General features: G+C 71.9%; 27 protein-coding genes. 11 read left to right on the top strand and 16 right to left on the bottom strand.

What is annotated here, in order from left to right:
* Positions 1-28: 28 nt before the first annotated feature.
* Positions 29-484 carry a TIGR03792 family protein gene (locus tag VB738_RS10075; protein WP_416233170.1) on the top strand — a complete coding sequence of 152 codons (456 nt, stop codon included), beginning with the start codon at positions 29-31 and terminating at the stop codon, positions 482-484.
* The gene (gene larB / locus VB738_RS10070; RefSeq protein ID WP_323305618.1) at positions 481-1,173 is read left to right on the top strand and encodes a nickel pincer cofactor biosynthesis protein LarB; all 693 of its coding nucleotides are present in this window, start codon (positions 481-483) and stop codon (positions 1,171-1,173) included. Before VB738_RS10075 ends, larB begins: the two co-directional genes overlap by 4 nt.
* Here larB and VB738_RS10065 read toward each other — a convergent pair whose 3' ends face one another.
* The 10 genes from VB738_RS10065 to VB738_RS10020 all read right to left on the bottom strand — a co-directional run bounded on the left by VB738_RS10065 (position 1,174) and on the right by VB738_RS10020 (position 10,790).
* Positions 1,174-1,332 carry a hypothetical protein gene (locus VB738_RS10065; RefSeq protein WP_323305617.1) on the bottom strand — a complete coding sequence of 53 codons (159 nt, stop codon included), beginning with the start codon at positions 1,330-1,332 and terminating at the stop codon, positions 1,174-1,176.
* A gap of 63 nt (positions 1,333-1,395) precedes the next feature.
* Complete coding sequence (locus VB738_RS10060; RefSeq protein ID WP_323305616.1) at positions 1,396-2,343, bottom strand: DUF1517 domain-containing protein; 948 nt, start codon at positions 2,341-2,343, stop codon at positions 1,396-1,398.
* 27 nt (positions 2,344-2,370) lie between these two features.
* On the bottom strand, positions 2,371-2,598 hold the full coding sequence (gene thiS / locus VB738_RS10055; RefSeq protein WP_323305615.1) for a sulfur carrier protein ThiS: 228 nt from the start codon (positions 2,596-2,598) through the stop codon (positions 2,371-2,373).
* Positions 2,595-3,662 carry a thiamine phosphate synthase gene (locus VB738_RS10050; RefSeq protein WP_323305685.1) on the bottom strand — a complete coding sequence of 356 codons (1,068 nt, stop codon included), beginning with the start codon at positions 3,660-3,662 and terminating at the stop codon, positions 2,595-2,597. The genes thiS and VB738_RS10050 overlap by 4 nt, the downstream gene beginning before the upstream one ends.
* A 94-nt stretch (positions 3,663-3,756) precedes the next feature.
* Entirely contained in the window at positions 3,757-4,701 is a 945-nt protein-coding gene (locus VB738_RS10045; RefSeq protein WP_323305614.1) for a lysylphosphatidylglycerol synthase domain-containing protein, read from the bottom strand.
* Positions 4,698-5,960, bottom strand: a complete 1,263-nt coding sequence (locus tag VB738_RS10040) for a polysaccharide pyruvyl transferase family protein (protein WP_323305613.1) — start codon at positions 5,958-5,960, stop codon at positions 4,698-4,700. Before VB738_RS10040 ends, VB738_RS10045 begins: the two co-directional genes overlap by 4 nt.
* Before the next feature lie 13 nt (positions 5,961-5,973).
* Positions 5,974-7,098 (bottom strand): Coenzyme F420 hydrogenase/dehydrogenase, beta subunit C-terminal domain, encoded by a 1,125-nt coding sequence (locus VB738_RS10035; protein ID WP_323305612.1) that lies wholly within the window; start codon positions 7,096-7,098, stop codon positions 5,974-5,976.
* Positions 7,099-7,100: 2 nt separating this feature from the next.
* Positions 7,101-8,036 (bottom strand): glycosyltransferase family 2 protein, encoded by a 936-nt coding sequence (locus VB738_RS10030; protein WP_323305611.1) that lies wholly within the window; start codon positions 8,034-8,036, stop codon positions 7,101-7,103.
* A gap of 118 nt (positions 8,037-8,154) precedes the next feature.
* Positions 8,155-9,654 (bottom strand): hypothetical protein, encoded by a 1,500-nt coding sequence (locus VB738_RS10025; RefSeq protein ID WP_323305610.1) that lies wholly within the window; start codon positions 9,652-9,654, stop codon positions 8,155-8,157.
* A gap of 167 nt (positions 9,655-9,821) precedes the next feature.
* On the bottom strand, positions 9,822-10,790 hold the full coding sequence (locus VB738_RS10020) for a bifunctional riboflavin kinase/FAD synthetase (RefSeq protein WP_323305609.1): 969 nt from the start codon (positions 10,788-10,790) through the stop codon (positions 9,822-9,824).
* Between the two features lie 63 nt (positions 10,791-10,853).
* Here VB738_RS10020 and VB738_RS10015 point away from each other — a divergent pair, with 63 nt between their 5' ends.
* Positions 10,854-11,435, top strand: coding sequence for a DUF3611 family protein (locus VB738_RS10015; protein ID WP_323305608.1), 582 nt, complete (start codon positions 10,854-10,856; stop codon positions 11,433-11,435).
* On the opposite strand, the gene surE is transcribed toward VB738_RS10015, so the two are convergent.
* A complete protein-coding gene (gene surE / locus VB738_RS10010; RefSeq protein ID WP_323305607.1) occupies positions 11,420-12,238 on the bottom strand; it encodes a 5'/3'-nucleotidase SurE in 819 nt (272 codons plus the stop codon). The genes VB738_RS10015 and surE overlap by 16 nt on opposite strands.
* Positions 12,239-12,311: 73 nt before the next feature.
* Here surE and pheS point away from each other — a divergent pair, with 73 nt between their 5' ends.
* From pheS to VB738_RS09990, 4 genes are read left to right on the top strand one after another with little or no spacing between them, the layout of a single operon-like run.
* On the top strand, positions 12,312-13,319 hold the full coding sequence (pheS, locus tag VB738_RS10005; protein WP_323305606.1) for a phenylalanine--tRNA ligase subunit alpha: 1,008 nt from the start codon (positions 12,312-12,314) through the stop codon (positions 13,317-13,319).
* Between the two features lie 41 nt (positions 13,320-13,360).
* Complete coding sequence (locus VB738_RS10000) at positions 13,361-14,287, top strand: NAD(+) kinase (protein WP_323305605.1); 927 nt, start codon at positions 13,361-13,363, stop codon at positions 14,285-14,287.
* A gap of 8 nt (positions 14,288-14,295) precedes the next feature.
* Entirely contained in the window at positions 14,296-14,979 is a 684-nt protein-coding gene (locus VB738_RS09995; protein ID WP_323305604.1) for a response regulator transcription factor, read from the top strand.
* Positions 14,980-14,987: 8 nt separating this feature from the next.
* Complete coding sequence (locus VB738_RS09990) at positions 14,988-15,485, top strand: DUF192 domain-containing protein (RefSeq protein WP_323305603.1); 498 nt, start codon at positions 14,988-14,990, stop codon at positions 15,483-15,485.
* Here VB738_RS09990 and cbiE read toward each other — a convergent pair.
* Positions 15,439-16,734, bottom strand: a complete 1,296-nt coding sequence (gene cbiE / locus VB738_RS09985) for a precorrin-6y C5,15-methyltransferase (decarboxylating) subunit CbiE (protein ID WP_323305602.1) — start codon at positions 16,732-16,734, stop codon at positions 15,439-15,441. The two genes, VB738_RS09990 and cbiE, sit on opposite strands and share 47 nt — an antisense overlap.
* Positions 16,735-16,768: 34 nt before the next feature.
* On the opposite strand from cbiE, the gene VB738_RS09980 reads away from it, so the two are divergent.
* Entirely contained in the window at positions 16,769-17,032 is a 264-nt protein-coding gene (locus tag VB738_RS09980) for a hypothetical protein (protein WP_323305601.1), read from the top strand.
* Here the strand turns inward: VB738_RS09980 and VB738_RS09975 are convergent.
* Positions 17,002-19,125, bottom strand: coding sequence for an acyltransferase family protein (locus VB738_RS09975; RefSeq protein ID WP_323305600.1), 2,124 nt, complete (start codon positions 19,123-19,125; stop codon positions 17,002-17,004). The genes VB738_RS09980 and VB738_RS09975 overlap by 31 nt on opposite strands.
* Before the next feature lie 95 nt (positions 19,126-19,220).
* Here VB738_RS09975 and VB738_RS09970 point away from each other — a divergent pair, with 95 nt between their 5' ends.
* The 3 genes from VB738_RS09970 to ribD are packed head-to-tail and all read left to right on the top strand — an operon-like array spanning position 19,221 to position 23,364.
* Positions 19,221-21,728 (top strand): GH116 family glycosyl hydrolase, encoded by a 2,508-nt coding sequence (locus VB738_RS09970; RefSeq protein ID WP_323305599.1) that lies wholly within the window; start codon positions 19,221-19,223, stop codon positions 21,726-21,728.
* Entirely contained in the window at positions 21,725-22,234 is a 510-nt protein-coding gene (locus tag VB738_RS09965; RefSeq protein WP_323305598.1) for a DUF3122 domain-containing protein, read from the top strand. Before VB738_RS09970 ends, VB738_RS09965 begins: the two co-directional genes overlap by 4 nt.
* Complete coding sequence (ribD, locus tag VB738_RS09960; RefSeq protein ID WP_323305597.1) at positions 22,231-23,364, top strand: bifunctional diaminohydroxyphosphoribosylaminopyrimidine deaminase/5-amino-6-(5-phosphoribosylamino)uracil reductase RibD; 1,134 nt, start codon at positions 22,231-22,233, stop codon at positions 23,362-23,364. Before VB738_RS09965 ends, ribD begins: the two co-directional genes overlap by 4 nt.
* Here the strand turns inward: ribD and VB738_RS09955 are convergent.
* From VB738_RS09955 to VB738_RS09945, 3 genes are read right to left on the bottom strand one after another with little or no spacing between them, the layout of a single operon-like run.
* On the bottom strand, positions 23,330-23,812 hold the full coding sequence (locus VB738_RS09955; protein WP_323305596.1) for a DUF427 domain-containing protein: 483 nt from the start codon (positions 23,810-23,812) through the stop codon (positions 23,330-23,332). The two genes, ribD and VB738_RS09955, sit on opposite strands and share 35 nt — an antisense overlap.
* Before the next feature lie 5 nt (positions 23,813-23,817).
* Positions 23,818-24,072 carry a Nif11-like leader peptide family RiPP precursor gene (locus tag VB738_RS09950; protein WP_323305595.1) on the bottom strand — a complete coding sequence of 85 codons (255 nt, stop codon included), beginning with the start codon at positions 24,070-24,072 and terminating at the stop codon, positions 23,818-23,820.
* Positions 24,073-24,098: 26 nt separating this feature from the next.
* Positions 24,099-24,815 (bottom strand): SOS response-associated peptidase, encoded by a 717-nt coding sequence (locus VB738_RS09945; protein WP_323305594.1) that lies wholly within the window; start codon positions 24,813-24,815, stop codon positions 24,099-24,101.
* Positions 24,816-24,862 lie beyond the last annotated feature (47 nt).

The following is a 24,862-nucleotide window of genomic DNA, read 5'->3' as shown; positions in this document are numbered from 1 at the left end:
CCGTCGATCGTCGCGGAGACCGGCTACCTTGCTCGCCGCCCTCTGTCTGATCTGTCTGGTGCTGGTCGGCCTGCCCTCCATGGCCCTGGGCGCCACCGTGCTGCCCCAGGGGCCGGTGGTGGAGCACCTCAGGGTGAAGGTGCCCGCGGACGCCCGGAGGGCCTGGCTGCAGGCGGAAGAGGCGAGCTGGGGGCCCTGGCTGCGGCGCCAGGACGGCTTTCTGGGCCGGGACCTGCTCTGGGATGCGGAGCGGGAGGAGGGCCTGCTGCTGATCCGCTGGCGCAGCCGCCGCCAGTGGCTGGCCATCCCGGCCAGCGAGATCGAGACGGTACAGGGCCGATTCGAGGCCGCGGCCCGGCGGGCCCTAGCCCACGACCCAGAGGCCCGGGGGCCGGCCGGGGCCGCCAACCCCTTTCCCCTGGTCCACGCCGGCGAACTGGAGTGGCTGGCACTGACACCACCGGTGGAGGAGGAGGGGCGTTGAGCGAGGACGCCCGGCTCGACCTGGGCCGCCGCGGGCGGCTCGGCATGGTGGAGGCGGTCTGGGGCGAGCACAAGAGCGTCGAGCAGATCGCCGCCGTGATGCTGGAGATGCGCCGGGCCGGGGAACTGGCCCTGGTGACCCGGGTGTCGGCGGAGAAGGCCGCGGCGGTGGAGCGGCAGCTGGCGGACCCCATCGGCGCCCCCGGGGCCGAGGACGAACCCGTCCACCATCCCCTGGCCCGCTGCCTCACCTGGCCCGCGCCGCCGCCGGCCGACCCGGCCCTCGGGCGGGTGGCGGTGCTCGGCGGCGGCAGCAGCGACCTCACGGTGGCGTCCGAGGCGCGCCTGGCCCTGGCCTGCCACGGGGTGGCCAGCGACCTGGTGCTCGATGTGGGCGTGGCCGGTCTGCACCGGCTCCTGGGGCAGCTGGAGGGTCTGCGCCAGGCCCGGGTGCTGATCGCCTGCGCCGGCATGGAGGGGGCCCTGCCGACCGTGCTGGCCGGCCTGCTGCCCCAGCCGGTGATCGGCGTGCCGGTGGCCGTGGGCTACGGGGTGAGCGCCGGCGGCCAGGCAGCCCTGATGGGCATGCTGGCCAGCTGCGCCCCCGGGCTCACGGTGGTGAACATCGACAACGGCTACGGGGCCGCCATGGCGGCCCTGCGGATCCTGCAGCTGGGAAGGGCCGGCTGATCAGCCGCCGGGCAGCAGGGGACCCGCCGGAGGGGCCTCGATCTCCAGCACGGTCTGGAGCCAGAGGGCCAGGGGACGCGCCAGCCGGCCCTGCTCATAGCGCTCGATGGCCTCGAGCAGGACCGGGGAGTTGATCCAGCTGATCCGATGGGGAGGCATCGGCGCCTGCGGCTTCTGAGGCGCAGTGTGGGGGAGCGCAGGCCAGCCGGCAAGGCCGCCGGCTCAGAGATGCTGGAGGTCGGGGTAGGCCGTGATCACCTGCTCGGTGCTGAGCACCTCGCCGGCCCCTTCCGGCTGCCAGATCACCTCGATGGCCAGCAGATCATCCGCACCGACGGCACCGAGCTTCTGGAGTGAATCGCGCAGGTCGTCGGCAGTGCCGGCCCCCTTGATCGCCAGGTTGCGACGGCTGGCCACCAGCAGGGTGACGACGATGAAGTCACTGGCGGCGTCGCTGGCACCGGGGGCCACGGGGGCGGGCTCGCTGAAGCGGCGGCCGGACACGTTGGCGGTGAGTTCGCGCTCCAGCTTGCTGCGCTCCTGCATGGAGAGCCGATTGAAGGTGGATTCGGCGCTGGCGAAGGGCACCTGGCCCACCTCGCCGTTGGCATACACCCAGAGATCGGGATGGCGCAGCAGGGAGAGGCTGGTTTCCTGCAGCACCCGCTGCAGGCCGCTGCTGCTGGAGGTGTCCGAAGAACCGGCCAGTCGCCGCAGATCGTCCTGGAGATCGCGGGCGGACGCCAGCAGACCCACCTGGACCTGGGCGATCGAGACCGGCCCGTCCGGGCGTGGCCTGTAGGCCAGGTCGGAGCCGGAACCGGCCAGGGCCGGACCGCCGCCGCCGCCGCGCAGAGCGTTGACCACCACGCCGGCCACGGCCATCAGGATCAGGAAACCGAACAGGCCACCGCCCCCGAAACCGAAGATCGGCACGATGAAGGGGAAGCCGATGCCCCCGCCCCGGTAACCGCCGCCGCTGAAGCCACCCCCGTAGCCACCACCACCGCCATAACTGCGGGGCATGGAGGGGGCCGAGCGGAAGCTGCCCCCCCCGATGCGGCCGCCGCTGGCGGCCTGGGCCGGCGGCGGGGACGCGATCAGGAGGCCCGCCACCAGCACGGGCACGACCATCAGACCGGCCAGTCGCCGGAGCAAGCGGGAACCCATGGCGTATGACGTTGCGATGGCAGGAATCTAGGAACCGCCCCCCACGATGGTGACCACTTCCAGCACATCGGATTCCACCACAGGCTGGTCGGGCCAGCGATCCCTGGGCAGGATCTCACCGTTGAACTCCACCACCACCAGGCGCGGCTGGTAGCCGAGTACCACGAGCACGGCATCGAGGCACAGGCCCGCCGGGCAGCGGAGCGCTTCCCCGTTGACCCGCAGCAGCAGGTCTGCCGTCCTGCCACCGGTCATGCCTCCGCCTCCAGCCCCGCCAGCAGGGCGGCAACCGCGGCGCCGGGGTCGGCGGCGGCCGTGATGGCCCGCACCACCGCCACCCGATCGGCGCCGGCGCTGCGCACGGCCGCCAGGTTGCCCGCATCGATGCCACCGATGGCGAAGAAGGGCAGGGGACATTCCGCCGTCGCCTGGGTCACGTAGGCCAGGCCCACCGGCTCGCGGCCGGGCTTGGTGGGGGTGGCGTTGACAGGCCCCACCCCGACATAGTCGCAGCCGTCGGCGACCGCCTGGCGCAGGTCCTCGATCCGGTGGGTGCTGCGGCCGATCAGGCGATCGGGCCCCAGCAGGCGGCGGGCCACGGCCGGCGGCAGGTCGCCCTGGCCGAGGTGGACGCCGTCGGCCCCCACCGCCAGGGCCAGGTCGATGCGGTCATTGACCAGGAACAGGGCGCCATGGCGGTGGCAGAGCTGGCGCAGGGCGCTCGCCTGCTCGAAGCGGTGTCGGTCCTCCAGGTCGGGGTCGGGTTTGGCGCGGTACTGCACCAGCCGTACCCCCGCCGCCAGGGCCGCGGCCACCACCGCCTCCAGGCCGTTCACCGGACTGGTGACCAGGTACAGATGGCAGCGGCGCAGCAGGGCACGGCGCCCGTCGCCGTCGCGGCCGGCCTGGAGCAGGTCCACCTCCAGGTCGTAGAGGGCGTAGCGGATCGTCGCCGCCTCGGCCGCCAGCTCCGGGTCCTCAAGCCGGCCGAACTCCTCCAGCACCCGCAGGGCCTCCTGCACCCGGCCGGCGTTGGCGGCCAGGACGGCGGCGGCGTCGTGGCGTTCGGCCTGGGCCGGATGGGCCAGGCCCGCCGCCGGGTCGCTGGCGGTGTGCCGCGCCAGCTTGTAGGAACTGCGGTGCAGCCGCCCCAGACGCTGGCGCAGGTCCTTGGTGCGGGCCACCAGGTCGGGCCGGTCCAGGGCGAAGCGGGCCCAGTCCTCCAGCACCCGCAGCCCCTCCCGGGCCCGATCGAGGTTGGCATCGAGCAGCCGCTCGATGGCGGCCCGCTCGACGGCACCCTGGCCTGGGCCGGACAGCGACGGGGGCGCAACGGGAGGCTGCGACGGGACGGAAGACAGCGGCGTCACCGGACCGGGGCGGGTGAGCCCTCCAGGGTATGGGAGGGTGACCTCAGGCGGATGGCGGGGCAGCGGCGGGGTCCGGCCCCAGGGCCAGGGCCACCAGGGCCAGCAGCACCTCGACCAGCAGATAGACGACGCGGTGCACGGCCACCACCACCAGGGAGGTGTCAGCCGCGATGAAGGGGTCCAGGGCCAGGGCCAGCACCACCTCCCGCACCCCCAGCCCCGCCGGGGCGAAGGGCACCAGGTAGCCGGCCACCCAGGCAAGGCAGTAGACGCCGATCACCGCCGGCCAGGCCGGGCCCCCAGCCAGGAACGGCCGAAGACACAGCCAGAAGGAGGCCCCGAGCGCGAACCAGCCCAGCAGCAGGCTGAAACTGGCCGCCCCGGGGGGGCGCAGCCGGATCAGCCAGCTCACCAGGCGGGAGGAGCGGCGGCGCAGCCGCGGCAGGGCCACCGTCAGGGCCCCTGCCAGGGCCAGCAGCACCGCCCCCAGCGGCACCGCCAGGGCGGGCGGGACCCGGCGCACGGCCTCCAGGAGCCTCAGGTAGAAGGCGGGCTGGGCCAGCCCCAGCAGAACGACGCCGATCACCAGGGCCGATCCGACCACCCAGGCGTTTTCGGCCAGGATCGAATCGCGGATGGCAACGGCCGGGGCCTGGCGGGCCCGAAGCATGGCGATGCGACTCACGAACTGCCAGATGGACCCCGGCACGTACTTGGCCAGCTGGGCCAGGTTGTACATGTAGAAGCCATCGCGGCGGCTCACCGGGATGGCGCAGTGGCGCGTCGCCAGCAGCATGGCGACGTTCATCCCCAGCTTGCCGAGCAGCAGCAGGACCGCCACGGCGGCCAGCTCCGGGGGGGAGAACCGGGCCAGGTCCTGGACGATCACCTGCCGCCGAGTGATGGCGAAGGCGACCACGGCGACCACGACCAGGCCGATCCAGATCCACTTCACCAGGACACCCAGGGGGCTGGAGGGCCACTTCAAGGGGTGAGCAGCGGCAGCACCGCATCGAACTGACGGGAGGCCAGAGCCTGCACCTCCGGCAGCGCGGCGACGATGCGGTCGCGGCGCGCCGCCCGCTCACTGATCAGCCGTTGGATCAGGGCCACCGAGCGGGGCCGGTCAAGGTCGGCGCCATCGAACACCATGTCGGCCTGTCCGAAGCGCTCCATCACCTCCAGATACTTGTGGCTCCAGCCCATCACCAGCACCGGCACGCCCACCACCAGGGCGCCCACCATGGCGTGGAAGCGGGACACCGCATGGACATCACAGGCCGCAAGGATGCGATGGATCTGGGCGGCGTTCCAGCCGTCCTCGAACCCCACCACGGAGCCGGCCACGGCCGGGTCGAGGTGGGACAGCGTGGCCCGCAGCAGGGGCAGATCGTTGTTGTGGAGACGGGTTTCCTCCGGGCCCCGGGTGGCGTTGGGATAGAGGGCGACCCCATGGCCCAGGCCCACCAGGTCGGTGATCAGACCCGCCAGCCAGCGGGGGTAGTCGTGGCCCGCCGCCTCCGCCCGGCGGGCGATCACGGCGCTGGGGCAGACGCCGACGATCAGGCGGCCCCGTTCCCGCAGCGCCTGCAGGGCCGCCAGCCGCCCGTTGAGGCCGGGGGCGGGGGTGCTCAGGCAGAAGCGGCCCTCGAACAGAAAGGCCACATCGTCGCTGCGGCCATAGCGGCCGCCGGTTCCCAGCAGGCCGGCCACCTGTCGCTGGGTCACCTCACCGCGGGTGTGGAGGCGGTGGCAGCGGGACAGGAACCATTGGGCCAGCGGGCGGTTGGGCCAGGTGCGGAACGGCCCCATCGCCTGGGACAGCTTCACGACGGGGACCCCGAGGATCATCGCCGGCCAGATGGTGGCGATGTTGAAGGGCAGGAACTTGGCCCGGCCATCGATGAAGGACACCCCGGCGAGGCAGAGCAGGGCCCGCGAGCGGGCCAGCGCCCGCACCGACGGCGGCAGCAGCCCCTGGAGGCGATGGAGCCGCAGGCCGCCAAGGAGCCGGTGCAGCGCGGCCCCCGGCAGCAGCACCAGCACCAGATGGGCGGGGGTGGAGGAGAAGATCCGCACCCGGGGGTCGTTGACCAGCTGGCGGTCGACCGTCGGGTAATAGCTGAACACCTCAAAGCGGAGCTGGGGCCCGCCGCGCTCCGAAAGCACCCCGATGGCGGTGCTCAGCATCGCCTCCGCACCGCGGTTGCCGTGGAAGGTGGCCGCGATGATCGCCACGGAGCTCATCGGATCCCCCGCGTCATTTCACCGACTCCAGACCCTTCTTGAGATACAGCAGCCCCCGGATCACGGGTCGGGGCAGGGCGAAGATCAGACGGCGGCCCCAGGCGGACTCACTCAGGCGCACGTTGGCCAGGGTCCAGAAAGCATTGAGCTGGTCGTGCCAGGTGACCTCCGCCTGGACGCGATCGGGAATCCTCAGCCCCAGCCAGCGACCGGCCCGGGCCCGGGCCGTGACGTTGTAGTGGGCCGGACCGATGCGGGCCTGGCCGTCCATGATGTCGCGGATGTCGAGGGCGGAGGCCGCCACGGCACCGGATCGGGTGGCGGCGTCGAAGAGGGCCTGGCCCACCGCGGTGCGGGTGATCACGGCGGTGTGCTTGATCGGGTCGTCCTTGAGCCGGAACAGCCAGATGTCCCCCATCGTGAGATCGGCGGCATAGCCGTAGTGGTCATGGCAGGAGAGACATTTCCGCTCGCAGAAGAAGAACATGTTCTGGTAATCGTTGAATGTCTTCGTGGGCCGGCGCAGCAGGGAACCGTCGGCGAATTCCGCCTCCAGATGGCCGCGCCAGTGGCCGATGCGGAACCGGTAGGCGCGCAACGGCTGGCCGGCCTGCTTCTCCAGCCGGCGTGTGACGGCATCGATGAGGGCGGTGCGGGAGTTGTGGCCGCAGACCAGGGCGATGGTCAGCGCCAGCTTGGCCGCCAGTCCGGGGTCCGTCCCGCACCGCTGCCGCAGGGCGGCGATGTCGCAGGGAAGGCCCACCACCGCCACCCGCCCCTCGAAGCTGCGCAGCAGGGGCAGCACCGACGGCAGGAAGCGGGATTCCACGTACTTGCTGCCCCGGGCCGCCAGGATCTGATCGGGATCGGTGGCGATCCGGAAGCGGGGTCGCACCTTGCCCTCCTCCACCACCGCCTCGCAGACCACGGCGCCCTCGAACAGGCCCTGGCGCAGCCCCTCGATCAGCACGGCGCTGGTGGTGCCCCCCGAGGCGGCCCGCTCCCGGATGGCGCCGTCGGTGGCATGGGTGAGCCACGCCTCCCGGTAGGTGCCCACATAGCGATCGATATCCGCCGGGCTCCAGCGCTTCTTGAGAAAGCGATCGAGAACGCTGCCGAAGGTGCGCTGCTCCGCCATGGTCAGGAGCGGCTGCGGCGGGACTCGAAGCGCAGATCCTCGAGCAGCTTGCGATTGGCCGCGATCACATCGGTGACGAAGGCGATCAGCAGGGACTGGAAGCCACCGACCAGCAGCACGGCCGCCAGGATCAGCGACTGGATGTGGCCGCCACCGCGGCCGATCGACACCATGAAGAGATAGCGGAAGCCGATCACCGTGCCGATGCCGAAGAGCAGGGTTCCCAGCAGCGCAAAGAACCGAAACGGCCGGTAGATCACAAAGATCCGCACGATCGTGACGATGCTGCGCTGGATGTAGGAGGGAATGCTCTTGACCAGGCGGGACGGCCGCTGGTAACCATTCACTCGCACCGGCACCGAAGTGATGCCGATGTTCTTCTGGCCCGCCTGGATGATCGTCTCAAGGGTGTAGGTGTAATCGCTGAACACCATCAGCTGCTGGGCCGCCCGGCGGCTCATGGCACGGAATCCGCTCGGGGCATCGGGAATCTCCGCACCGCTCAGGCTGCGCACCACCCCGCTGCCGAGTTTCTGGAGCAGTTTCTTGGTGGGGGAGAAGTGCTGGATCTGGCTGATGGGACGCTCCCCCACCACGATCTCGGCCTGCTGATCGAGAATCGGGGCCACCAGCCTGGGGATGTCACGGGCGTCGTACTGGTTGTCGGCGTCGGTGTTGACGATCACGTCCGCACCCCTAGCCAGGCAGGCATCCAGGCCGGTCATGAAGCCACGGGCCAGGCCGCGGTTGTGGAAATGACGCACCACATGGTCGACACCATGGGCGAGGGCAACCCCAGCCGTGTCGTCGTGGCTGCCGTCATCGATGACCAGCCATTCCACCTGGTCAAAACCCTCGACGTGTCGAGGCAACGCCGCCAGCGCCACCGGAAGGGTGGCGGCCTCGTTGAAGCAGGGGATCTGGATGATGAGCTTCATGGGCCCACCCCCAGCCATGGGGTACCACCCCAGAACGGTCGCCGGGGGGACGACCTCGCGCCGGTCGTGAACCGATGGCGGCGCCAGGGCATGGCCCTCATGGACGGGAACGCCATGATCACATGCCGGCTCCGGACTCGGGCCCCGTCCGCTCGTGGGGGCCAGCAACCTCGGGAGAAGGACGGCCCACGAGCATCACCAGGGAAAGGATCATCAGGGGGATCGCCGGTGCCGAATAGCGCGGAATGTTGTGGCTGAGCAGCCCGTAGGCCAGCAGCATGCCAACCGGCAGCACGGTGACGGCCAGAAAGGCCCCATTCCTGCGGATCACGCCCAGCAGGAACACCACCACCAGGGCCCCATACGAAAGCAGCGCCAGCAGATCCTTGGCGACGACGTAGAGCGAACTGGCCTTGAAGTTGACACCCTCATTGGGCCAGGACCAGAGGCCCCGCCAGAGGAACAGGGGCGTCATCATCAGATGGCGGCCGGGATCGGCAAGAATCATCCGTTTCGCTTGTTCACCCACCTGTTTCTCGGCCTTTCGATTCGCATCGGGCACCCCCTGCGCCGCCGCCACGAAGATCAACCGGTTCACTTCCGCCCCCACCCTGCGGTGATAGCTGATCACATCCTGCGGGCGACCCGCCATCGCGGCCCGAAGATCGGCCTGCTGGAAGTCGGAGCCATAGCGGTTGATCCGCTGGTACCGGCCGCCGGCCTGGAAATCGGCGGGGGTGGCAGCGAAGCCCAGCAGGCGGGAGCCGTGCTGATAGAAGGACGGACCCCAGAAGTGGAGGGCCCCCTGCACCTCGGAGGCCGTCATCCCATTCTTGATGGCCCGGGCGTACAGCACACGGCCACCCCTCTGGGTGAGCTGAAAGGTGCCCAGCTGCACCTGGTTGCGGATCATCCACGGCAGCACGGCTGCGATGAACCCCAGCAGCAGCGCCGCCCCCGCCGCCAGGGGCCTCCGCCGGGGGCCCCTGGCGGCGGCCCAGAGCGCTTGCAGCAGCAGGCCGATGATGACCAGCAGGCAGACATAGAAGAAGATCGCCTTGGTCAGGCTCAGCAGGCCGAAGCACAGTCCCGCGGCCAGATACCAGCGGCACCGAGAGGTGCGGACGGCCAGCAGCAGGAACAGACTCGACCAGAGCAGCATCACACTGGCCTGCAGCTCCGTGTAGAGCGTGTCGACGAATATCGGCACAGCAAAGAAGAAATACCCCACCAGCACCGTGGCGATCACAACCAGCAGAAGCCGGCCCGTCAGGGCCTGGCAAAGCAGGGCTGTGGCCACCAGACCCAGCAATGCCCAGTAGAGATTGGCCACCTTCACAGCGCGGGCGCCAGGCCCCTCCACCAGCTCCCGATAGGAAGGCACTTGACCGGTGATGGCCATCAGCTTCAGGTGGCCGGCGGTGACCAGATTCGGGACCGGCTCCCTCGCATTGGAGGCGGAAAAGGGTGCCCGTTCGGCCGTGGAAAGCACACCATGGCCGGCAAGATTATGGGCCAGGCGCAGATTCACCAGGGCGTCCTTCTGACTGCCGGCCTCGGTGATCTGCGTGGCGCCGAGGGCCAGCATCGCCAGGATGGTCAGCCCGACGATCAGCACCCTGATGCGGCCGGCACGACATCCAAACCGTCGCGACTGGCTGTCGATCCATCCATCGAATCGAGCCGAGCACGTTGTGACGAAGCTGGAAAAGATTCCGCCCATCACCCGACGCCTGTCCAGCCCAGACAGTATCAGCAGTGAACCGGAACCGCCACGGCGACACTTCAGCCGTCGGCGCGCAACTGGATGTCCCCACCGGCGCTGCGACACGCCTGAAGCGCCAGATCGGCATCCAGCTGGATCTGCCGGCTGAGGGCCTCGAGGCTGGCGAACGTCTGCTGGCGGCGCAGCAGCCGCAGGGGCTGCACGGTCAGCCGGGCCCCCGCCAGCTCCAGCCGGCGCTCCAGCAGGTGCACCTCCACCGCCGACGGGGCCAGGGGATCCACCGTGGGCTGGGGCCCCAGGTTCATGACGGCCGCCATCGGCCCCTCACCACCCTCCCCCTCGCGCCAGGCCAGGGCCGCATAGACCCCTTCCTGCGGCAGGAACTTGCGGCCGTCCACCGCCAGGTTGGCGGTGGGCCAACCCAACTGGCGCCCCAGGCCCCGGCCACTCACCACCTGGCCGCTGAAGCGGTAGGGGCGCTCCAGCAAGCGGGCCGCCTCGTCGATGTCACCGGCCGCCAGGGCCCGCCGGATGCGGCTGCTGCTCACCCGTTCGGCCCCATCCCACAGCATCGGCACCACCTGCACATCGATGCCGAGGCTGGCGCCGATGCGGGCCAGGTCGTCCACGTCCCCGCGGCGGTCGACCCCGAAACGGAAGTTGGTGCCCACCGCGATCCGGCGGGCCTGGAGCCGTTCGGCCAGCACCTGGCGCACGAAGGGCTCCGGGGTCAGCGCCGCCAGCTCGCGGGTGAAGGGCACCAGCACCAGCTGCGCGATGCCGAGGGGTTCGAGCAGCTCCAGCTTCTCCTCCGGCAGATCGAGCCGCAGCCGCGTCTCGCCATGGAGCACCTCGCGGGGATGGGGCCAGAAACTGACCACCGTGGGAACGACCCGCCCCAGGGCGACGGGCATAGGCGCGGTGACGGCGGCGATCACGCGGCGGTGGCCCCGATGCAGACCATCGAAGCTGCCCAGGGCGACGGCGGTGGGGCGCTGGGCGCTGGGGGGGTCGTGAAGCGGGATCAACGGCCTCGGCCCTCGCCGGCTGGATCCTCCCATGCCAAGTTTGGGAGCACCGATCCCGTCTCCATGGCCGACCAGCTGGACCTGCAGCGCATGGCCGACGCCCTACGCCGCACGGGCTGGGTGCGCTTCTGGATCCAGCTGGCCCTCGGGGTGGTGGTGGTGGTGGTCCTGATGTTCAACAACATCGGCGGCCGGCTGGCGGCCAACTCCTCCCGTGCCCTGGGGCTGGGCCCCGGCCTTTCGCTCACCACCCTTTCGTTCCTGGTTCTGCTCTGGAGTCTGTGGCAATCCTGGCTGGTGGTGCGCTGCGGCCGGGCCCTGGCCAGCCCGGTGCGTCCCACTCGTGGGGAGACCTCCAGACTGGTGAAGCGGGGCCTGGTGGCCGATGTGGCCGGTCTGACCCTGGCCTCCGTGGGCTACCAGGCCCTGGCCGGCAGCCTGTTCGTGCAGGCCTCCCAGCAGGTGCCCGGCTTCCTCGGGGCCCAGCTGCAGGCGACGCCGGGAAGCGGCGGCCGGGTGGTGGGGCTGCCGATCACCTCGATCGAGATGCTCTCGGTGCTCAGCAACACCCAGGTGCTGTTCGCCCACGTTCTCGCCCTGATCCTCAGCCTCTGGCTGCTGCAGCGGATCTACCGCAGGAGCTGATCCAGGCGCCCCAGCGCCTCCACCGACGGCAGCGACGCCACCGGACCGCGCCAGAACAGCTCGGGCTGCAGGGGCGTCAGGGACGATCCGCCCTGCTGCACCCAGGCCACATCGGTGGGCCAATCGGCCGGGCCGGCGCCGGTGCCCTCCAGATCGTCGACCACCTCGCCGGCCAGCCAGTAGTAGGTGCGACCGCGGGGGTCGGTGCGTTTCTCGAACTGATCGATGTAACGCCGCACGGCCGTGCGGCACCAGCGCAGTGGCGCGAGCGACTCGGCGGGCCGCGGCGGCACGTTGAGATTGAGCAACAGCCCCTCGGGCCAGCCGGCGGCGTGCATGCGCTCGGCCACATCGAGGGCGAGGACCGCCGCCACCTCGAAGCGACGCCAGTGGAAGTCGGCGCTGCTCACCGCCAGGGCCGGCAGGCCCTCGATCGTGCCCTCCATCGCCGCCGAGACGGTGCCCGAATAGAGCACGTCAGTGCCGAGGTTGGGGCCGTGGTTGATGCCGGAGAGCACCAGGTCCGGCGCCTGCTCCAGCAGTCGGAACAGGGCCAGCTTGACGCAGTCGGAGGGGGTACCGCTGCAGGCCCAGGCGGTGACCCCGTCGGCGAAGAGTTCGTCGGCCCGCTCCGCCCGCAGCGGGGTCTGGAGGGTGAGTCCGTGGCCGGTGGCGGAGCGCTCCCGGTCCGGGCAGACCACGGTGACCGCGTGACCGCGGCCGGCCGCCTCGGCCGCCAGGGCCTGGATGCCGTCGGCGAAGACCCCGTCGTCGTTGCTGATCAGGATCCGGAGCGGTGCCATCGACCCTGAACAGGGGACTGCCGGCAAGCTAGACGCTGCTGCCTACAGTCGCTTCCTCCCCCCGATCCGTGCCGTGAGCGCCACCGTCAGCCTGCAGCAGCTCACCGACCAGCTGGAGAGCCTGGAGGCGGAGGCCGCCGCCGCCATCGCCGCCGCCGAGGACGCCGCGGCCCTCGAGGACCTGCGGGTGGGCCTGCTGGGCAAGAAAGGGCGCCTCTCCGGGGTGCTCGGCGCCATGGGCCGGCTCCCCGGCGACGAGCGCCCCCTGGTGGGCCAGCGGGCCAACCGCCTCAAGGACCAGGTGCAGCAGCTGCTGGGCGCCCGGCTCGAGGCCGTGCGCAGCGCCGCCATGGCGGAGCGGCTGGAGCGGGAGCGGATCGACGTGACGGCGGCCTGCAGCTACGTGCCGCCGGGCCACCGCCATCCGCTGCAGAGCACGATCGAGGAGATCGTCGACATCTTCGCCGGCCTCGGCTACCGGGTCTCGGAGGGGCCGGAGATCGAGACCGACCACTACAACTTCAGCGCCCTCAACATCCCGGAACACCATCCGGCCCGGGACATGCAGGACACCTTCTACCTGGGGGGGGATCGGCTGCTGCGCACCCACACCTCGCCGGTGCAGATCCGCCACCTCGAGGCCAACCCGCCGCCGGTGCGGGTGATCGCCCCCGGCCGGGTGTATCGCCGCGATGCGGTGGATGCCACCCACTCGCCGGTGTTCCACCAGGTGGAGGTGCTCGCCCTCGACGAGGGGCTGGATTTCAGTCACCTGCGCGGCACGGTCACCACCTTCCTGCAGCAGTTCTTCGGCGACCTGCCGGTGCGCTTCCGGGCCAGCTACTTCCCCTTCACCGAGCCCTCCGCCGAGGTGGACGTGCAGTGGCGGGGCCGCTGGCTGGAGGTGATGGGCTGCGGCATGGTGGATCCGGCGGTGCTCGAGGGGCTGGGCATCGATCCGGAGCGCTGGAGCGGTTTCGCCGCCGGTCTGGGGGTGGAGCGCTTCTGCATGGTGCGCCACGGCATCGACGACATCCGCCGGCTGTTCCACAGCGATCTGCGCTTCCTGGAGCAGTTCTGATCTCCCCCCATAAACTCGATGGACCCCCACGAGAGCGATCGGTGCCCCGGGTCGGACTGATCGTCAACGACGGAAAGGATCTGGCGATCAGCACCGCCGACCTGATCGAGCACCGGCTGACCGCCGCCGGACTGGAGGTGATGCGGGTGAGCAGCTCCGGTGGCGTGGTGGGCTTCGCCAATCCCGACCAGCACCTGCGCTCCCGCGGTTACGCCGCCTGCGTGCCCGCCAGCTTCGACGAGGAGATGGCCCTGGCACTGGTGCTGGGGGGGGACGGCACCGTCCTCTCCGCCGCCCGCCAGACCGCCCCGATCGGGGTGCCGATCCTGACGATCAACACCGGGCACCTGGGCTTCCTGGCCGAGGCCTACCTCAAGGACCTGGACCAGGCCCTGGCCCAGGTGGTGGCCGGGGAATGGACCGTGGAGGAGCGCTCCATGCTCGTGGTGAGCGTGATGCGGGGGGAGCAGCGCCGCTGGGAGGTGCTCTGTCTCAACGAGATGGCCCTGCACCGGGAGCCGCTCACCAGCATGTGCCACTTCGAGATCGCCATCGGCCGCCACGCCCCCGTCGATATCGCCGCCGATGGAGTGATCCTCTCCTCTCCCACCGGCTCCACCGCCTACGCCCTCAGCGCCGGCGGGCCGGTGATCACCCCCGACTGTCCGGTGCTGCAGCTGACGCCGATCGCCGCCCATTCCCTCGCGTCCCGGGCCCTGGTGTTCAGCGACCAGGAGCCGGTGACCGTGTTCCCCGCCACCCCGGAACGGCTGATGATGGTGGTGGACGGAAGCGCCGGCTGCTACGTCTGGCCCGAGGACCGGGTGCTGGTGCGGCGCAGCGAGCATCCGGTGCGCTTCGTGCGGCTGGCCGACCACGAATTCTTCCAGGTGCTGCGCAACAAGCTGGGCTGGGGCCTGCCCCACGTGGCCAAGCCCTCCAGCAGTCACGCCGACGCCCCCCTGTGACCAGGCCCTTGCCGACCTCGCCCCTGCCCCCGACCGTGGTGCTGCTGGTGGGCCCGGAGGCCGCCGGCCTCGCCCCGCGGCTGGAGGTCTCCGGCTACCGGACCGTGCTGGAGGAGTCCGGGGAGGACCTGCCGGCGGCGGTGGTCCTCTCGCCCGGCAGCGAAGAGCGGATTCCGGAGCTGCGCCGCCGGCTGGGGGCCCGCCCGCTGCTGCTCGGCATCACCAGCGACAGCGTCGAGAGCCGCAGCCGCTGCCTGGAGTGGGGCGCGGATGACTTCTGGCTGCCCAGCCAGGGCACGAGCGATCTGCTCACCCGGCTGCGGCTGCACCTGGGCTTCGCCCGGCGCCAGGCCCCCACGCCGGTGTCCACGCTGCTGAAGGTGGCGGATCTGCGCGTCGACCCGGTGGCCTGCCAGGGGTGGCGAGGCCAGCGCCAGCTCAGCCTGACCGCCCGGGAATACCAGCTGCTGCTGCTGCTGCTGCACCACAGGGGCACGGTGGTGAGCCGGGAGCTGATCCTCGAGCAGATCTGGGCCGACCAGGGCGGGGGCGCCAGCAACGTGATCGAGGTGTACGTGCGCTACCTGCGCCAGAAACTGGAGCAGGGCGGGGAACCGCGGCTGATCCACACCGTGCGGGGGCGGGGCTATTGCCTCAGCGATGGCCGGCCGCCGGCGGGGACGGGGCCATGAACCGTTCGATGCTGCCGCGCTGGGCTCCCGCCCTTGCGGTCGGGCTGCTGGGCTGCGGACCTGGCCTGAGTCAGGGCCCACCGCAGTTCCTGCCGATCACGGCCCAATGGTGCCTGGAGGGCTCGCCGCCGGAGCGCTGCATCCAGCTGGAGGTGCCCCGGGGCGAGCGCCAGTACGCCTTGGGGCTGCAGCTGCGGCCGCCCCTGCCCCACCTTCGCGGCATGTGGTTCCCCTACGCCCCCCCCGCGGTGGCCCGGTTCTGGATGCATCGCACGCCCGAACCCCTGGACATGCTGTTCATCCGCGACGGTCGCGTGGCCGCCCTGGAGACGGACGTGCCCCCCTGCATGAACCTGCCCTGCCGCAGCTACGGCCCCGACACGCCGGTGGATGGGGTGCTGGAACTGGCCGCCGGCCAGGCCGCCGTCCTCGGCATCACCGTGGGCACCCCGGTGCGGATCACCCCGCTGCCGGGCGCGCCCCCTTCAGGACCAGCACCGGATTGAGGGGCGCCAGGCGGGTGCCCTCCGCCAGGGGGGCACCGCGCCAGGCCTGGATCTGGCTGACCGTCACCCCCAGACCGGCCTGCTCCAGCTGGGGCCTGAGCTGGGCCAGGGCTTCGACCGTAGCCAGGGGCAGAACCACCACCCCGCCGGGCCGCAGCCGGCCCAGCACCGCCTCCAGCACCTCGCGCCGGTCCCGGCCGCCGCCGCCGATCAGCACCCGGTCGGGATCGGGCAGCGACCCCAGGGCCGCCGGGGCCTGCCCCTCGAGCACCGCCGCCGGCCGCACCCCCAGCCGGTCCGCATTGGCACCGATCAGGGCGGTCGCCCCGGGCCGACGCTCCACGGCCCACAGCTCCAGGGCGGGCCGCAGCCGCAGGGCCTCCAGCCCCACCGATCCCACGCCGGCGCCGATGTCCCACAACACCCCGTGCTCGGGGAGCTCCAGATCGGCCAGCAGCTGGATCCGCACCTCCCGTTTGGTCATCAGCCCGGGCTGATCGGGGTGCTGCAGCCAGAGCCCGTCAGGCAGGCCGAACAGGGGCAGGGCCTGGGGCGAGACAGCGGCCGGCTCGGCGGCGATCAGCAGCACGATGTGCAAGGGATCGAGATCCGGCGGCAGGGGGTCGGCGGGGGCCAGCCGCTGCAGCCGCTCCGCCGGATGGCCCAGGCGCTCCCCCAGCCAGAGCTCGTAGGCGGCCTCCAGCCCCGACGCCCGCAGGATCCGGCGCACGGCGTCGGCGCCGCCGCGGGCCGGATCGGTGAGCACCGCCAGGGCGGCGGGGCGCTGCTGCAGCCGCGCCGCCAGCGGCTCGGGATCGCGCCCGTGCAGGCTGATCCAGGAGGCGTCCTGCCAGGGCCGGCCCAGACGGGCGAAGGCCAGCTGCAGGGAGGTGGGGGCCGGATGAAAACGGAGCCGTTCGGCGGGAAGGTGCTGGAGCAGCAGGCGGCCGATGCCGAACCAGAGGGGGTCGCCGCTGGCCAGCAGCACCACCCGCTGACCGGCGGCGAGGGCCCGCTCCAGCCGCGGCAGCAGGTCGGCGGGCTTGTCGCTGGCGATCAGATCCGGTGCGGGGGCGTCGCCGCGCCAGGCCTCGAGGTCGGCCAGGAGCCGCCGCGGGGCCGCCACCAGATCGGCCTGCCGGATCCGGTCCTGCCAGGGGCGGGAGAGACCCGCCAGGCCGGCGGCATCGGTGCCGAGCACCTCCAGCAGCGAACCCTCCAGCCGTGCCCCTGAACCACTTCTGGCCATGATGCTCCCGACTGTGCCGGTCCCACCCCTGACCATGAGCGATCGACGCCAGAGGATCCACACCCTGGTGCTGGCCCTGCTGGCCCACCAGAGTGACCTTGAGCTGCTCGATGACGACCGCTCCGGTCCCGGCGGCCATCCCCTGGGGGGCGGCGGGGACGCCGGCAGCTGGCTGGAGCGCAACCGTCGTGTGGTGCAGCGCTACCAGTCGCTGGTGCGCAGCGCGGTGACCCTCGATGCCCTGATCGAGCAGGAACTGGGCAGTGATCAGCTGGGTGGCGGCGACACCCCCGGCTGAGTCTCGAGAAAAGCCATCAGACGCGGATAGAGCAGCAGGGCGCCCGCGTTGGTGAGGTGGGTCTCGTCGCTGTAGAGCAGGGTGCCGGCGCGGACGCTGGAGCAGACCGCCTGCGACGGCGGGCAGATGCTGTCGAAGGGGCTGAACAGGCGCGCGCCGGCCAGATCGCGGATGGTGCGCTCCTGCAGCCGCTGGGCCGGGGCGATGGCGGCCAGCTCCTGCCGGCGGGACCGCAGCACCGGCTGGCACTGGGGACCCAGGGACCAGGCGGGACGGAACCATTCCGCCTGGCAGAGGGTGAGCGGGCCGCCGATCTTCTCCTGGGGGAAGGTGGGCAGGGGGCCGAACACCACCAGTTCCCCGCCGCGGCGGCTCACCTCGGCATCGAAGCGGCGCAGGGCGGCGGCATAGGAGGCCTCGGCGCTGGGAAGGGCCGCCCCCCGGGCGCCCTGGAGGTAGCCGGCCAGATTCGACACCAGCACGATTCGGTCCCCGGGCCGCAGGCGGGCCAGCACCCGGCGCTCCTCGTTGTCGGCGTAGGGCCGGCAGCGGCGGTAGCGGGCCGGCACCGGGGCACCCGCCCCCCAGCGGGAGAAGAAGGGCACCGGGCAGCCTCCGCGGGCCATGAAGGCCACGTTGAAACGGCCGCTGGCGAGCAGCTTCTCCCCCAGGGGAATCAGCACATGGGTGTGGCTGTCCCCCAGGAAGAAGAGGGTGGGGAGGTCCTCCCTCGCGAGGGCCAGGCAGGGGTCGGGCCCATCGCCCCCGGCGACCGGATCGTTGGGCTCCTGGAAGCAGTGGACCGTGTCGACGGTCGTGCCGCCGATGCGCTTCATGTTGGCCGTGGTGCCGACGGTGTGGCGGCGCTCACCGAGGAAGAGCCGTCCCAGCAGGGGCCCCTGCAGGCCCGCACTGAAGGCGGCGACCAGCACAGTCATGGCCGGGTAGGCGAGGCCGGGGCGAGTCAGGCCGGCGAAGGAGGGATGGCCGTAGCGGAACAGACACTCCAGCCGGTAGGAGAGGGCCGTGCACAGGGTGATGAGCACGAGCACCGGAGCCAGGGTGACGGCGTTGAACCCCACCGTCCAGCGGGCCAGCACGATCACGGGCCAGTGCCACAGATAGAGCGAGTAGGACACCATGCCGATGGCCAGGCCAACGGGATGGCACAGCCAGCGGCCGACGCCCCCGGAGGGCCGGAGCAGAAGCAGCAGCAGCGCCGTCAGTGCCGTGATGCCCAGGGTGGTGCCCAGTCGCCAGGCCTCCGGCAGCAGCAGCAGGGCCAGCAACGCCACCAGGGCCACGGTGGCCAGGGGCTGGCGCCAGCGGGGCAGCGCCAGCCGCTGGCCCAGATCGCGGGCACTGCCGCTGCCGCGATGGAGCAGGTAGGCCGCGCAGCCCGCCGTCAGTTCCCAGAACCGGGCGGTGGTGAGGAAGAAGGCCCGCTCGGCGTTACCGCCGAGGCTCAGGCCCAGATAGAGCGCCAGGGACAGGGCCAGCAGCAGCAGGCTGCCGACCTTGAGCCGCCGCAGGGCGCCGCCACCGGCGCCCACCACCCCCAGACCGCAGAGCAGCAGCACCGCCGGCCAGACCAGATAGAACTGCTCCTCCACCCCCAGCGACCAGGTGTGCATGAAGGCGTTGAAATGGTTGTCGGTGGCGAAGTAGTTCGAGCCCTGCCGGAGCAGGTAGAGATTGGAGACCCCGAACAGGGCGGCCAGGCCGGTCCGCATCACCGGCGCGAAGAAATCATCGAGCGGCGAAACCAGCATCGAGAACAGGGCCGAGACGACGGCGATGTTCACCACCAGCGCCGGCATCAGGCGCCGGATGCGGCGTCCGTAGAAACGGCGCAGGAACTGCCAGCGGCTGCCGTCCCGCCGCGCCAGCAGCGAGGACGTCACCACGTAGCCCGAGATCACGAAGAAGATGTCCACCCCGAGGAAGCCCCCCGGCAGCCAGCGGGGATCGAGGTGGTTGACCAGCACCGCGATCACGGCCACGGCCCGCAGGCCGTCGATCTCAGGCCGGTAGGCCCTTGAGCGCTGCGGCGGCAGAATGCCCGCACCGAAAAGCCCCACCAGCGCTTTCACGCCATCCCGACGATTGCAGGCAGGGTAATGGCGTTCTGGCCGGGCCCTCGCCAAGCGGCCAGCTCTGACAAGCTGGGCCCACCTCGTCAGGCCCCATGGCGCCCTTCGGCCTCTCCGCTCTCCACAACCTGCGGCGCGGCAGGAGTCCCTGGCAGCCCCCCGAGGCCAGCTGGTCGCGGCCCTTCGGCCAGGGCTGGGACAAGCCCTACACGGTGCGCTACGCCAGCAACCTCGACGACGGCCCCAACCACGGCATGCCCCTGGGGGGCTTCGGCGCCGGCTGCCTGGGGCGGGGCACCGATGGCGCCTTCAACCTCTGGCACCTCGACGGAGGGGAGCACTGGTTCGGCGTGCTGCCCGACTGCCAGTTCGCCCTCTTCGAGCGGGACGGCGAGGGGCGGCGGGCCCATGCCCTGGCGACCACACCTGAGGCCGACGCTTCCCGTCCAGACTCAGGCACACCGCTGGCCGCCTGGAGCTGGTATCCCGCCGCCACGCCGGAGCAGCCGAGCGGCACCGTGGCGGTGCGCTACCCGATCAGCTCCCACCACTACGCCGCGGTGTACAGCGCCGACGTGCGCTGCGAAGCCTTCAGTCCGATCCTCCCGGGCGACTACCGGCGCACCAGCTACCCCGTCGCCGTGTTCGCCTGGACGTTCACCAATCCAACGAATCAGCCGCTGGAGCTGTCGCTGCTGCTGAGCTGGCGCAACACCGTCGGCTGGTTCACCAACACCGACCCGGCGGCGGAGGTCCACTTCCGCGACGACGGCAGCCCCGAGCACAACTACGTGCCGGCGATCGGCCGCGGCAAGGGGCAGCGCAACCGCTGGGTCGATGCCGCCGGCCTCAAGGGCCTGCTGCTGGAGGGGGAGCGCTCCCAGCCCCTGGCCGAAGGGGAGGGCCAGTGGTGTCTGGCGGTGCCCGACGAGGCGGCGCTGAACCACCCCGGGGCGCAGGTGTTCCGCTGCAGCCGCTGGGATTCCAGCGGCGACGGGGCGGAACTCTGGGAGCCCTTCAGCCGCGACGGCACGATCCCCGACAGTGACAACGACCGCCGCAGCACCGGCGACGATGCCCTCAGTGCCGCCCTGGCGGTGCGCTTCCGCCTGGAGCCCGGGGCCTCGCTCGAGATCCCTGTGGTGATCAGCTGGGACCTGCCGGTGACGGCCTTCGCCACCGGCACCCGAGCCCTGCGCCGCTACACCGACTTCTTCGGCACCGATGGCGAGAGCGCCGCCGCCATCGCCGGCGAAGCCCTGGCCGAATGGCGCGACTGGCACGCCGCGATCGAGGCCTGGCAGGCGCCGGTGGTGCAACGGCACGATCTGGCGGAGCCCCTGCGCATGGCGCTGCTCAACGAGCTCTACGACCTGGCCAGCGGCGGCAGCCTCTGGACGGCCGCCAGCCCCGGCGATCCGGTGGGCCGCTTCGGGGTGCTCGAGTGCCTCGACTACGCCTGGTACGAAAGCCTCGACGTACGGCTGTACGGCTCCTTCGCCCTGCTGCAGCTCTGGCCCGAACTGGACAAGGCCGTGCTGCGCAGCTTCGCCCGCGCCATCCCCGCCGCCGATGCGACCCCGCGGCCGATCGGCTGGTACTTCACCCAGGGGCGGGGCCGGGTGGAGGCCCCCCGCAAGGTGGCCGGCGCCACCCCCCACGACCTCGGGGCCCCCAACGAACGCCCCTTCGACGCCACCAACTACACCGCTTACCAGGACTGCAACCTCTGGAAGGACCTGGCCAGCGATTTCGTGCTGCAGGTCTGGCGCACCTACCGCATGGCCCCCAGCGGCCCCGACATCGGCTTCCTGGCGGACTGCTGGCCGGCGGCGGTGATCGCCCTTGACTACCTCAAGCAGTTCGACGTCAACGACGACGGGCTGCCCGACAACGGCGGCGCCCCGGACCAGACCTTCGACGACTGGCCCCTGCAGGGGGTGAGCGCCTACTGCGGTGCCCTCTGGATCGCCGCCCTGGAGGCGGCCCTGGCCATCGGCCAGCGGCTGCAGCTGGAGCTGGGGCTCGACACCGCCGAGGAGCAGCGGCGCTTCGGCGGCTGGCTGGAGCAGTCCCGAAGCCACTTCGATGCCCTGCTCTGGAATGGCGAGTACTACGCCATCGATGCCGGTAGCGGCACCCCGGTGGTGATGGCCGACCAGCTCTGCGGCGACTTCTACGCCCGCCTGCTGGGGCTGCCGCCGGTGGTGACCGACGAACGGGCCCGCTCGGCCCTGAACGCGATCCGCCAGGCCTGCTTCGAGTCCTTTGAGGGGGGACGCCTCGGGGTGGCCAACGGCCTGCGCCGCGACGGCACCCCCCTCGACCCAAACGGCACCCACCCGCTGGAGGTGTGGACCGGCATCAACTTCGGTCTGGCCGCCTATTACCGGCTGATGGGCCAGAGCGGCACCGCCTTCGCCATCACCGGCGCCGTCGTGCGCCAGGTGTACGAGGGGGGTCTGCAGTTCCGCACCCCGGAGGCGATCACCGCCGCCGGCACCTTCCGCGCCTGCCACTACCTGCGGGCCATGGCGATCTGGGCCCTGTGGGCCACCCACACGGGCTGGCAGACGATCCCCGGCGCGGACAGCCAGCCATGAGCCTGCAGATCTGCGGGCGGATCGGGGTTCTGCTGCTCGCGCCCCTGCTGGCCCTGATCCTGGCCATCGCCCCGGCACCGGCCCTGGCCCAGGTCCATGCCCACCCGGATGCCGAAGGCACCCCGGTGGTGCGCAGCCTCGAGAGCCTGCGCGACCTCGACGATCAGAGCTGGCAGGTGGTGGCCTACCGGGAGGGACCGCCGGGGGGGCCGCTGCGGCTGCGGATCGTGGGCTACCCCGGCAAGGTGCGCCTCGACCATCCCACCGCCCTGGAGGTGCGCAGCGGCCGTCAGCGCTGGGCCCTCGAGGATGTGACCCTCAGCAGCGCCGCCCTGGCCGGCGACACGCGTTCGGCCGCGGCCGAGTTCGATCTGGCACCGCTGCTGGCCGATCTGGAGCAGAACCGCCCCCTGCGGCTGCGGCTGCCGCAGGTGTTCAGTGAACTGGCGGTGCCCCCCTACGTGGTGGCGGAATGGCGCAGCCTGCCGGACGCGCCCGCCCCATGAGCCCCGGCTGCCCCTGGCGCCGGTGGATGGCCCGGGCCCTGCAGCTGGCCGCCCTCGCCGAGGGCCGCACCAGCCCCAATCCCCTGGTGGGCGCCCTTGTGCTCGACACAGGCGGACAGCTGGTGGGGGAGGGATTCCATGCCCGTGCCGGCGAAGCCCACGCGGAGGTGGGGGCCCTGGCCCAGGCGGGCGAGCGGGCCCGGGGCGGCACCCTGATCGTCACCCTGGAGCCCTGCTGCCACCACGGCCGCACCCCCCCCTGCAGTGAGGCGGTGCTCGCCGCCGGCATCGCCCGGGTGGTGCTGGCCATGGCCGACCCCAACCCCCGGGTGGCCGGCGGCGGCATCGCCCGCCTCCGGGCCGCGGGCCTGGAGGTGATCGAGGGGGTGATGGAAGCCGAGGCGCGGCGGCTCAACCGGCCCTTTCTGCACCGGATCGCCACCGGCCGGCCCCTGGGGATCCTCAAATGGGCCATGAGTCTGGATGGCCGCACGGCGCTCCCGAACGGCGTCAGCCAGTGGATCAGCGGGCCGGGGGCCCGGGAGTGGGTGCACCGCCTGCGGGCCCGCTGCGATGCGGTGATCGTCGGTGGCGGCACGGTGCGGGCCGACGACCCCCTGCTCACCAGCCGGGGGCGACGCAGCCCCGAACCACTGCGGGTGGTGCTCAGCCGCGGCCTGGATCTGCCGGAGAAGGCCCGGCTCTGGGATCCGGCCCCGGCGCCGACGCTGCTGGTCCATGGGCCGGAGGCGCCGCAGGATCGCCGCGAGCGGTTCGATCGGCTGGGGGTGGAGCGCCTGGCTCTGCAGGCCTGCGAGCCGGCGGCCCTGGCGATCGCCCTGGCCGAGCGGGGCTGCAACCGGGTGCTGTGGGAGTGCGGGCCGGAGCTGGCGGCGGCGGCCCTGCGCCAGGACTGCGTGCAGCAGCTGGCCGCGGTGATCGCCCCGAAACTGCTCGGCGGCCACGCGGCCCGCACCGCCCTGGCGGACCTGGGTCTGGAGAGCCTGGAGGGAGGCTGGTCCCTGCGGGACGCGGCCATCGGCTGGCTGGGCCCGGACCTCCTCTGGCAGGGCGCGGTGGATCGTGGCCCCGCGCTCAGCGCAGCTCCGGATGCCGCGGATCCCCCTTGAACGGGCCCTCCACGGCGCTGGTGATCCAGCCGCCGTAGAAGCCGCCGGGCTGGGGGATGACCCGCTCCCCGTCCACCCAGCAGCCGTCCATCAGCGCCGGGTAGCAGGCCAGCCAGCCAGCCAGGGCCTCGAAGGCCGGGGTGGGTGAGGGGTAACTCCACAGCGCCCTTCGCAGGCGGCGCTCGCCACCCGCGCCGTCCGGGGCCACCAGGTCGAAGTAGCGGGCCACACCCTTCCACTCGCAGAAGCTGGAGCCGGCCGCGGGCTCCAGCAGGCTCAGGTCCACATCCTCCGGAGAGAGATAGAAGACGGGGGGATGGAAGGTTTCGAGCACCCGCAGGCTGCGGTGGGTGTCGCACAGCACCCGGCCCAGGGCCTCCACCCGCACGTGCTGGCTGCAGGGCAGCAGCGCCGGGGGTCGGGGAAAACTGGCGACGCGCTCGGCCATGGGGATCAGCCGGGGATGAAATGACGCAGGCGCCGCGCCTCGGCCCCTGCCCGGGCCTGCAGCTCCTCATCGCTGAGGCCGGCCTCGGCCCGCTGCTGGGCGGCGATCACATCGGCCTCGTCGACGGCGTAACCGGCGCCGCGGGCCAGGGCCAGAAAGGCCGCCAGATCGGGGGGGTCGGCCGGGTCGTGGAGGCGGCGATCAAGGGCGGCATCGGCGCGGGCGTGGGCCAGAAAGGCATCCAGCTGGTCGAGGCTCATGGGACCGGCATCAGGGCCATCCCTCTCTAGCCGCCCGGCCGGTCGTCCGCCGGGTCGTCCGTCGTGGCGGCCAGCAGATCGAGCTGAACGGCGGCCGGCGGCCTCGCCTCCAGCTTCACCGCCTCCCACGGCGCCGGGTCCCAGGGGGCCGTCAGGGGTTCCAGGGCCCGCAGGGCCGGACCATCGACGGGCTCCAGCCAGGCCTCCTCGAGCCCGTCGGGGATCACCACCGGCATGCGGTCGTGCACCCGGGCCAGCAGGTCGTTGGGGGCGGTGGTGAGCACGACGCAGGTCTCGAGCTCACCACCGTCCGCCCCCAGCCAGCGGTCCCAGAGCCCGCCGAGCCAGAAGGGTCGCCGGTCCCGCCGCCGGAACAGCCAGGGCTGCTTGACGGCACGGCCGTCCACCGTCTTCGCCTGCCATTCGTAGAAGCCATCGGCGGGGATCAGGGCCCGGCGGTGGCGCCAGGCGCCGCGGAAGAAGGGTTTCTCCCCCACCGTCTCGCTGCGGGCGTTGATGGGTCGGCGGCGGGCGCCGGGGTCAGGGCACCAGTCCGGCACCAGCCCCCACAGGGCCAGGGCCACCTCCAGGCGGCCGTGCTCCTGGCGCTGCAACAGCAGCGGCTCCCCTGGCCGCACCTGGGGGCGGGGGGCGTAATGGGCCTCCAGCCCAGACGGCAGCGGGCCCTTCAGCCGGGGCAGCAGCCGGTCGAGGCTGGTGGCCAATGAGTAGCGGCCGCACATGGGGGGTGGGAAGCCGAGGGGGCGGGGCGTTCGGTTCTCCCGACCGG

The organism is Cyanobium gracile UHCC 0139 (genome assembly GCF_034931325.1).
In the GTDB taxonomy this organism is placed as follows: domain Bacteria; phylum Cyanobacteriota; class Cyanobacteriia; order PCC-6307; family Cyanobiaceae; genus Cyanobium; species Cyanobium gracile_B.
This window is presented reverse-complemented; position numbering and strand designations above follow the sequence as displayed.

Coding starts and splice junctions, on each gene's coding strand:
- VB738_RS09980 (WP_323305601.1), top strand. CDS start 16,769: ATGAGCGATCGACGCCAGAGGATCCACACCCTGGTGCTGGCCCTGCTG.
- VB738_RS09950 (WP_323305595.1), bottom strand. CDS start 24,072: ATGAGCCTCGACCAGCTGGATGCCTTTCTGGCCCACGCCCGCGCCGAT.
- surE (WP_323305607.1), bottom strand. CDS start 12,238: ATGGCACCGCTCCGGATCCTGATCAGCAACGACGACGGGGTCTTCGCC.
- VB738_RS10040 (WP_323305613.1), bottom strand. CDS start 5,960: ATGAGCTCCGTGGCGATCATCGCGGCCACCTTCCACGGCAACCGCGGT.
- VB738_RS10065 (WP_323305617.1), bottom strand. CDS start 1,332: ATGCCTCCCCATCGGATCAGCTGGATCAACTCCCCGGTCCTGCTCGAG.
- VB738_RS10030 (WP_323305611.1), bottom strand. CDS start 8,036: ATGAAGCTCATCATCCAGATCCCCTGCTTCAACGAGGCCGCCACCCTT.
- VB738_RS09970 (WP_323305599.1), top strand. CDS start 19,221: ATGGCGCCCTTCGGCCTCTCCGCTCTCCACAACCTGCGGCGCGGCAGG.
- thiS (WP_323305615.1), bottom strand. CDS start 2,598: ATGACCGGTGGCAGGACGGCAGACCTGCTGCTGCGGGTCAACGGGGAA.
- VB738_RS10060 (WP_323305616.1), bottom strand. CDS start 2,343: ATGGGTTCCCGCTTGCTCCGGCGACTGGCCGGTCTGATGGTCGTGCCC.
- VB738_RS10035 (WP_323305612.1), bottom strand. CDS start 7,098: ATGGCGGAGCAGCGCACCTTCGGCAGCGTTCTCGATCGCTTTCTCAAG.
- VB738_RS09955 (WP_323305596.1), bottom strand. CDS start 23,812: ATGGCCGAGCGCGTCGCCAGTTTTCCCCGACCCCCGGCGCTGCTGCCC.
- VB738_RS09990 (WP_323305603.1), top strand. CDS start 14,988: ATGCTGCCGCGCTGGGCTCCCGCCCTTGCGGTCGGGCTGCTGGGCTGC.
- ribD (WP_323305597.1), top strand. CDS start 22,231: ATGAGCCCCGGCTGCCCCTGGCGCCGGTGGATGGCCCGGGCCCTGCAG.
- VB738_RS09965 (WP_323305598.1), top strand. CDS start 21,725: ATGAGCCTGCAGATCTGCGGGCGGATCGGGGTTCTGCTGCTCGCGCCC.
- VB738_RS10015 (WP_323305608.1), top strand. CDS start 10,854: ATGGCCGACCAGCTGGACCTGCAGCGCATGGCCGACGCCCTACGCCGC.
- VB738_RS09945 (WP_323305594.1), bottom strand. CDS start 24,815: ATGTGCGGCCGCTACTCATTGGCCACCAGCCTCGACCGGCTGCTGCCC.
- cbiE (WP_323305602.1), bottom strand. CDS start 16,734: ATGGCCAGAAGTGGTTCAGGGGCACGGCTGGAGGGTTCGCTGCTGGAG.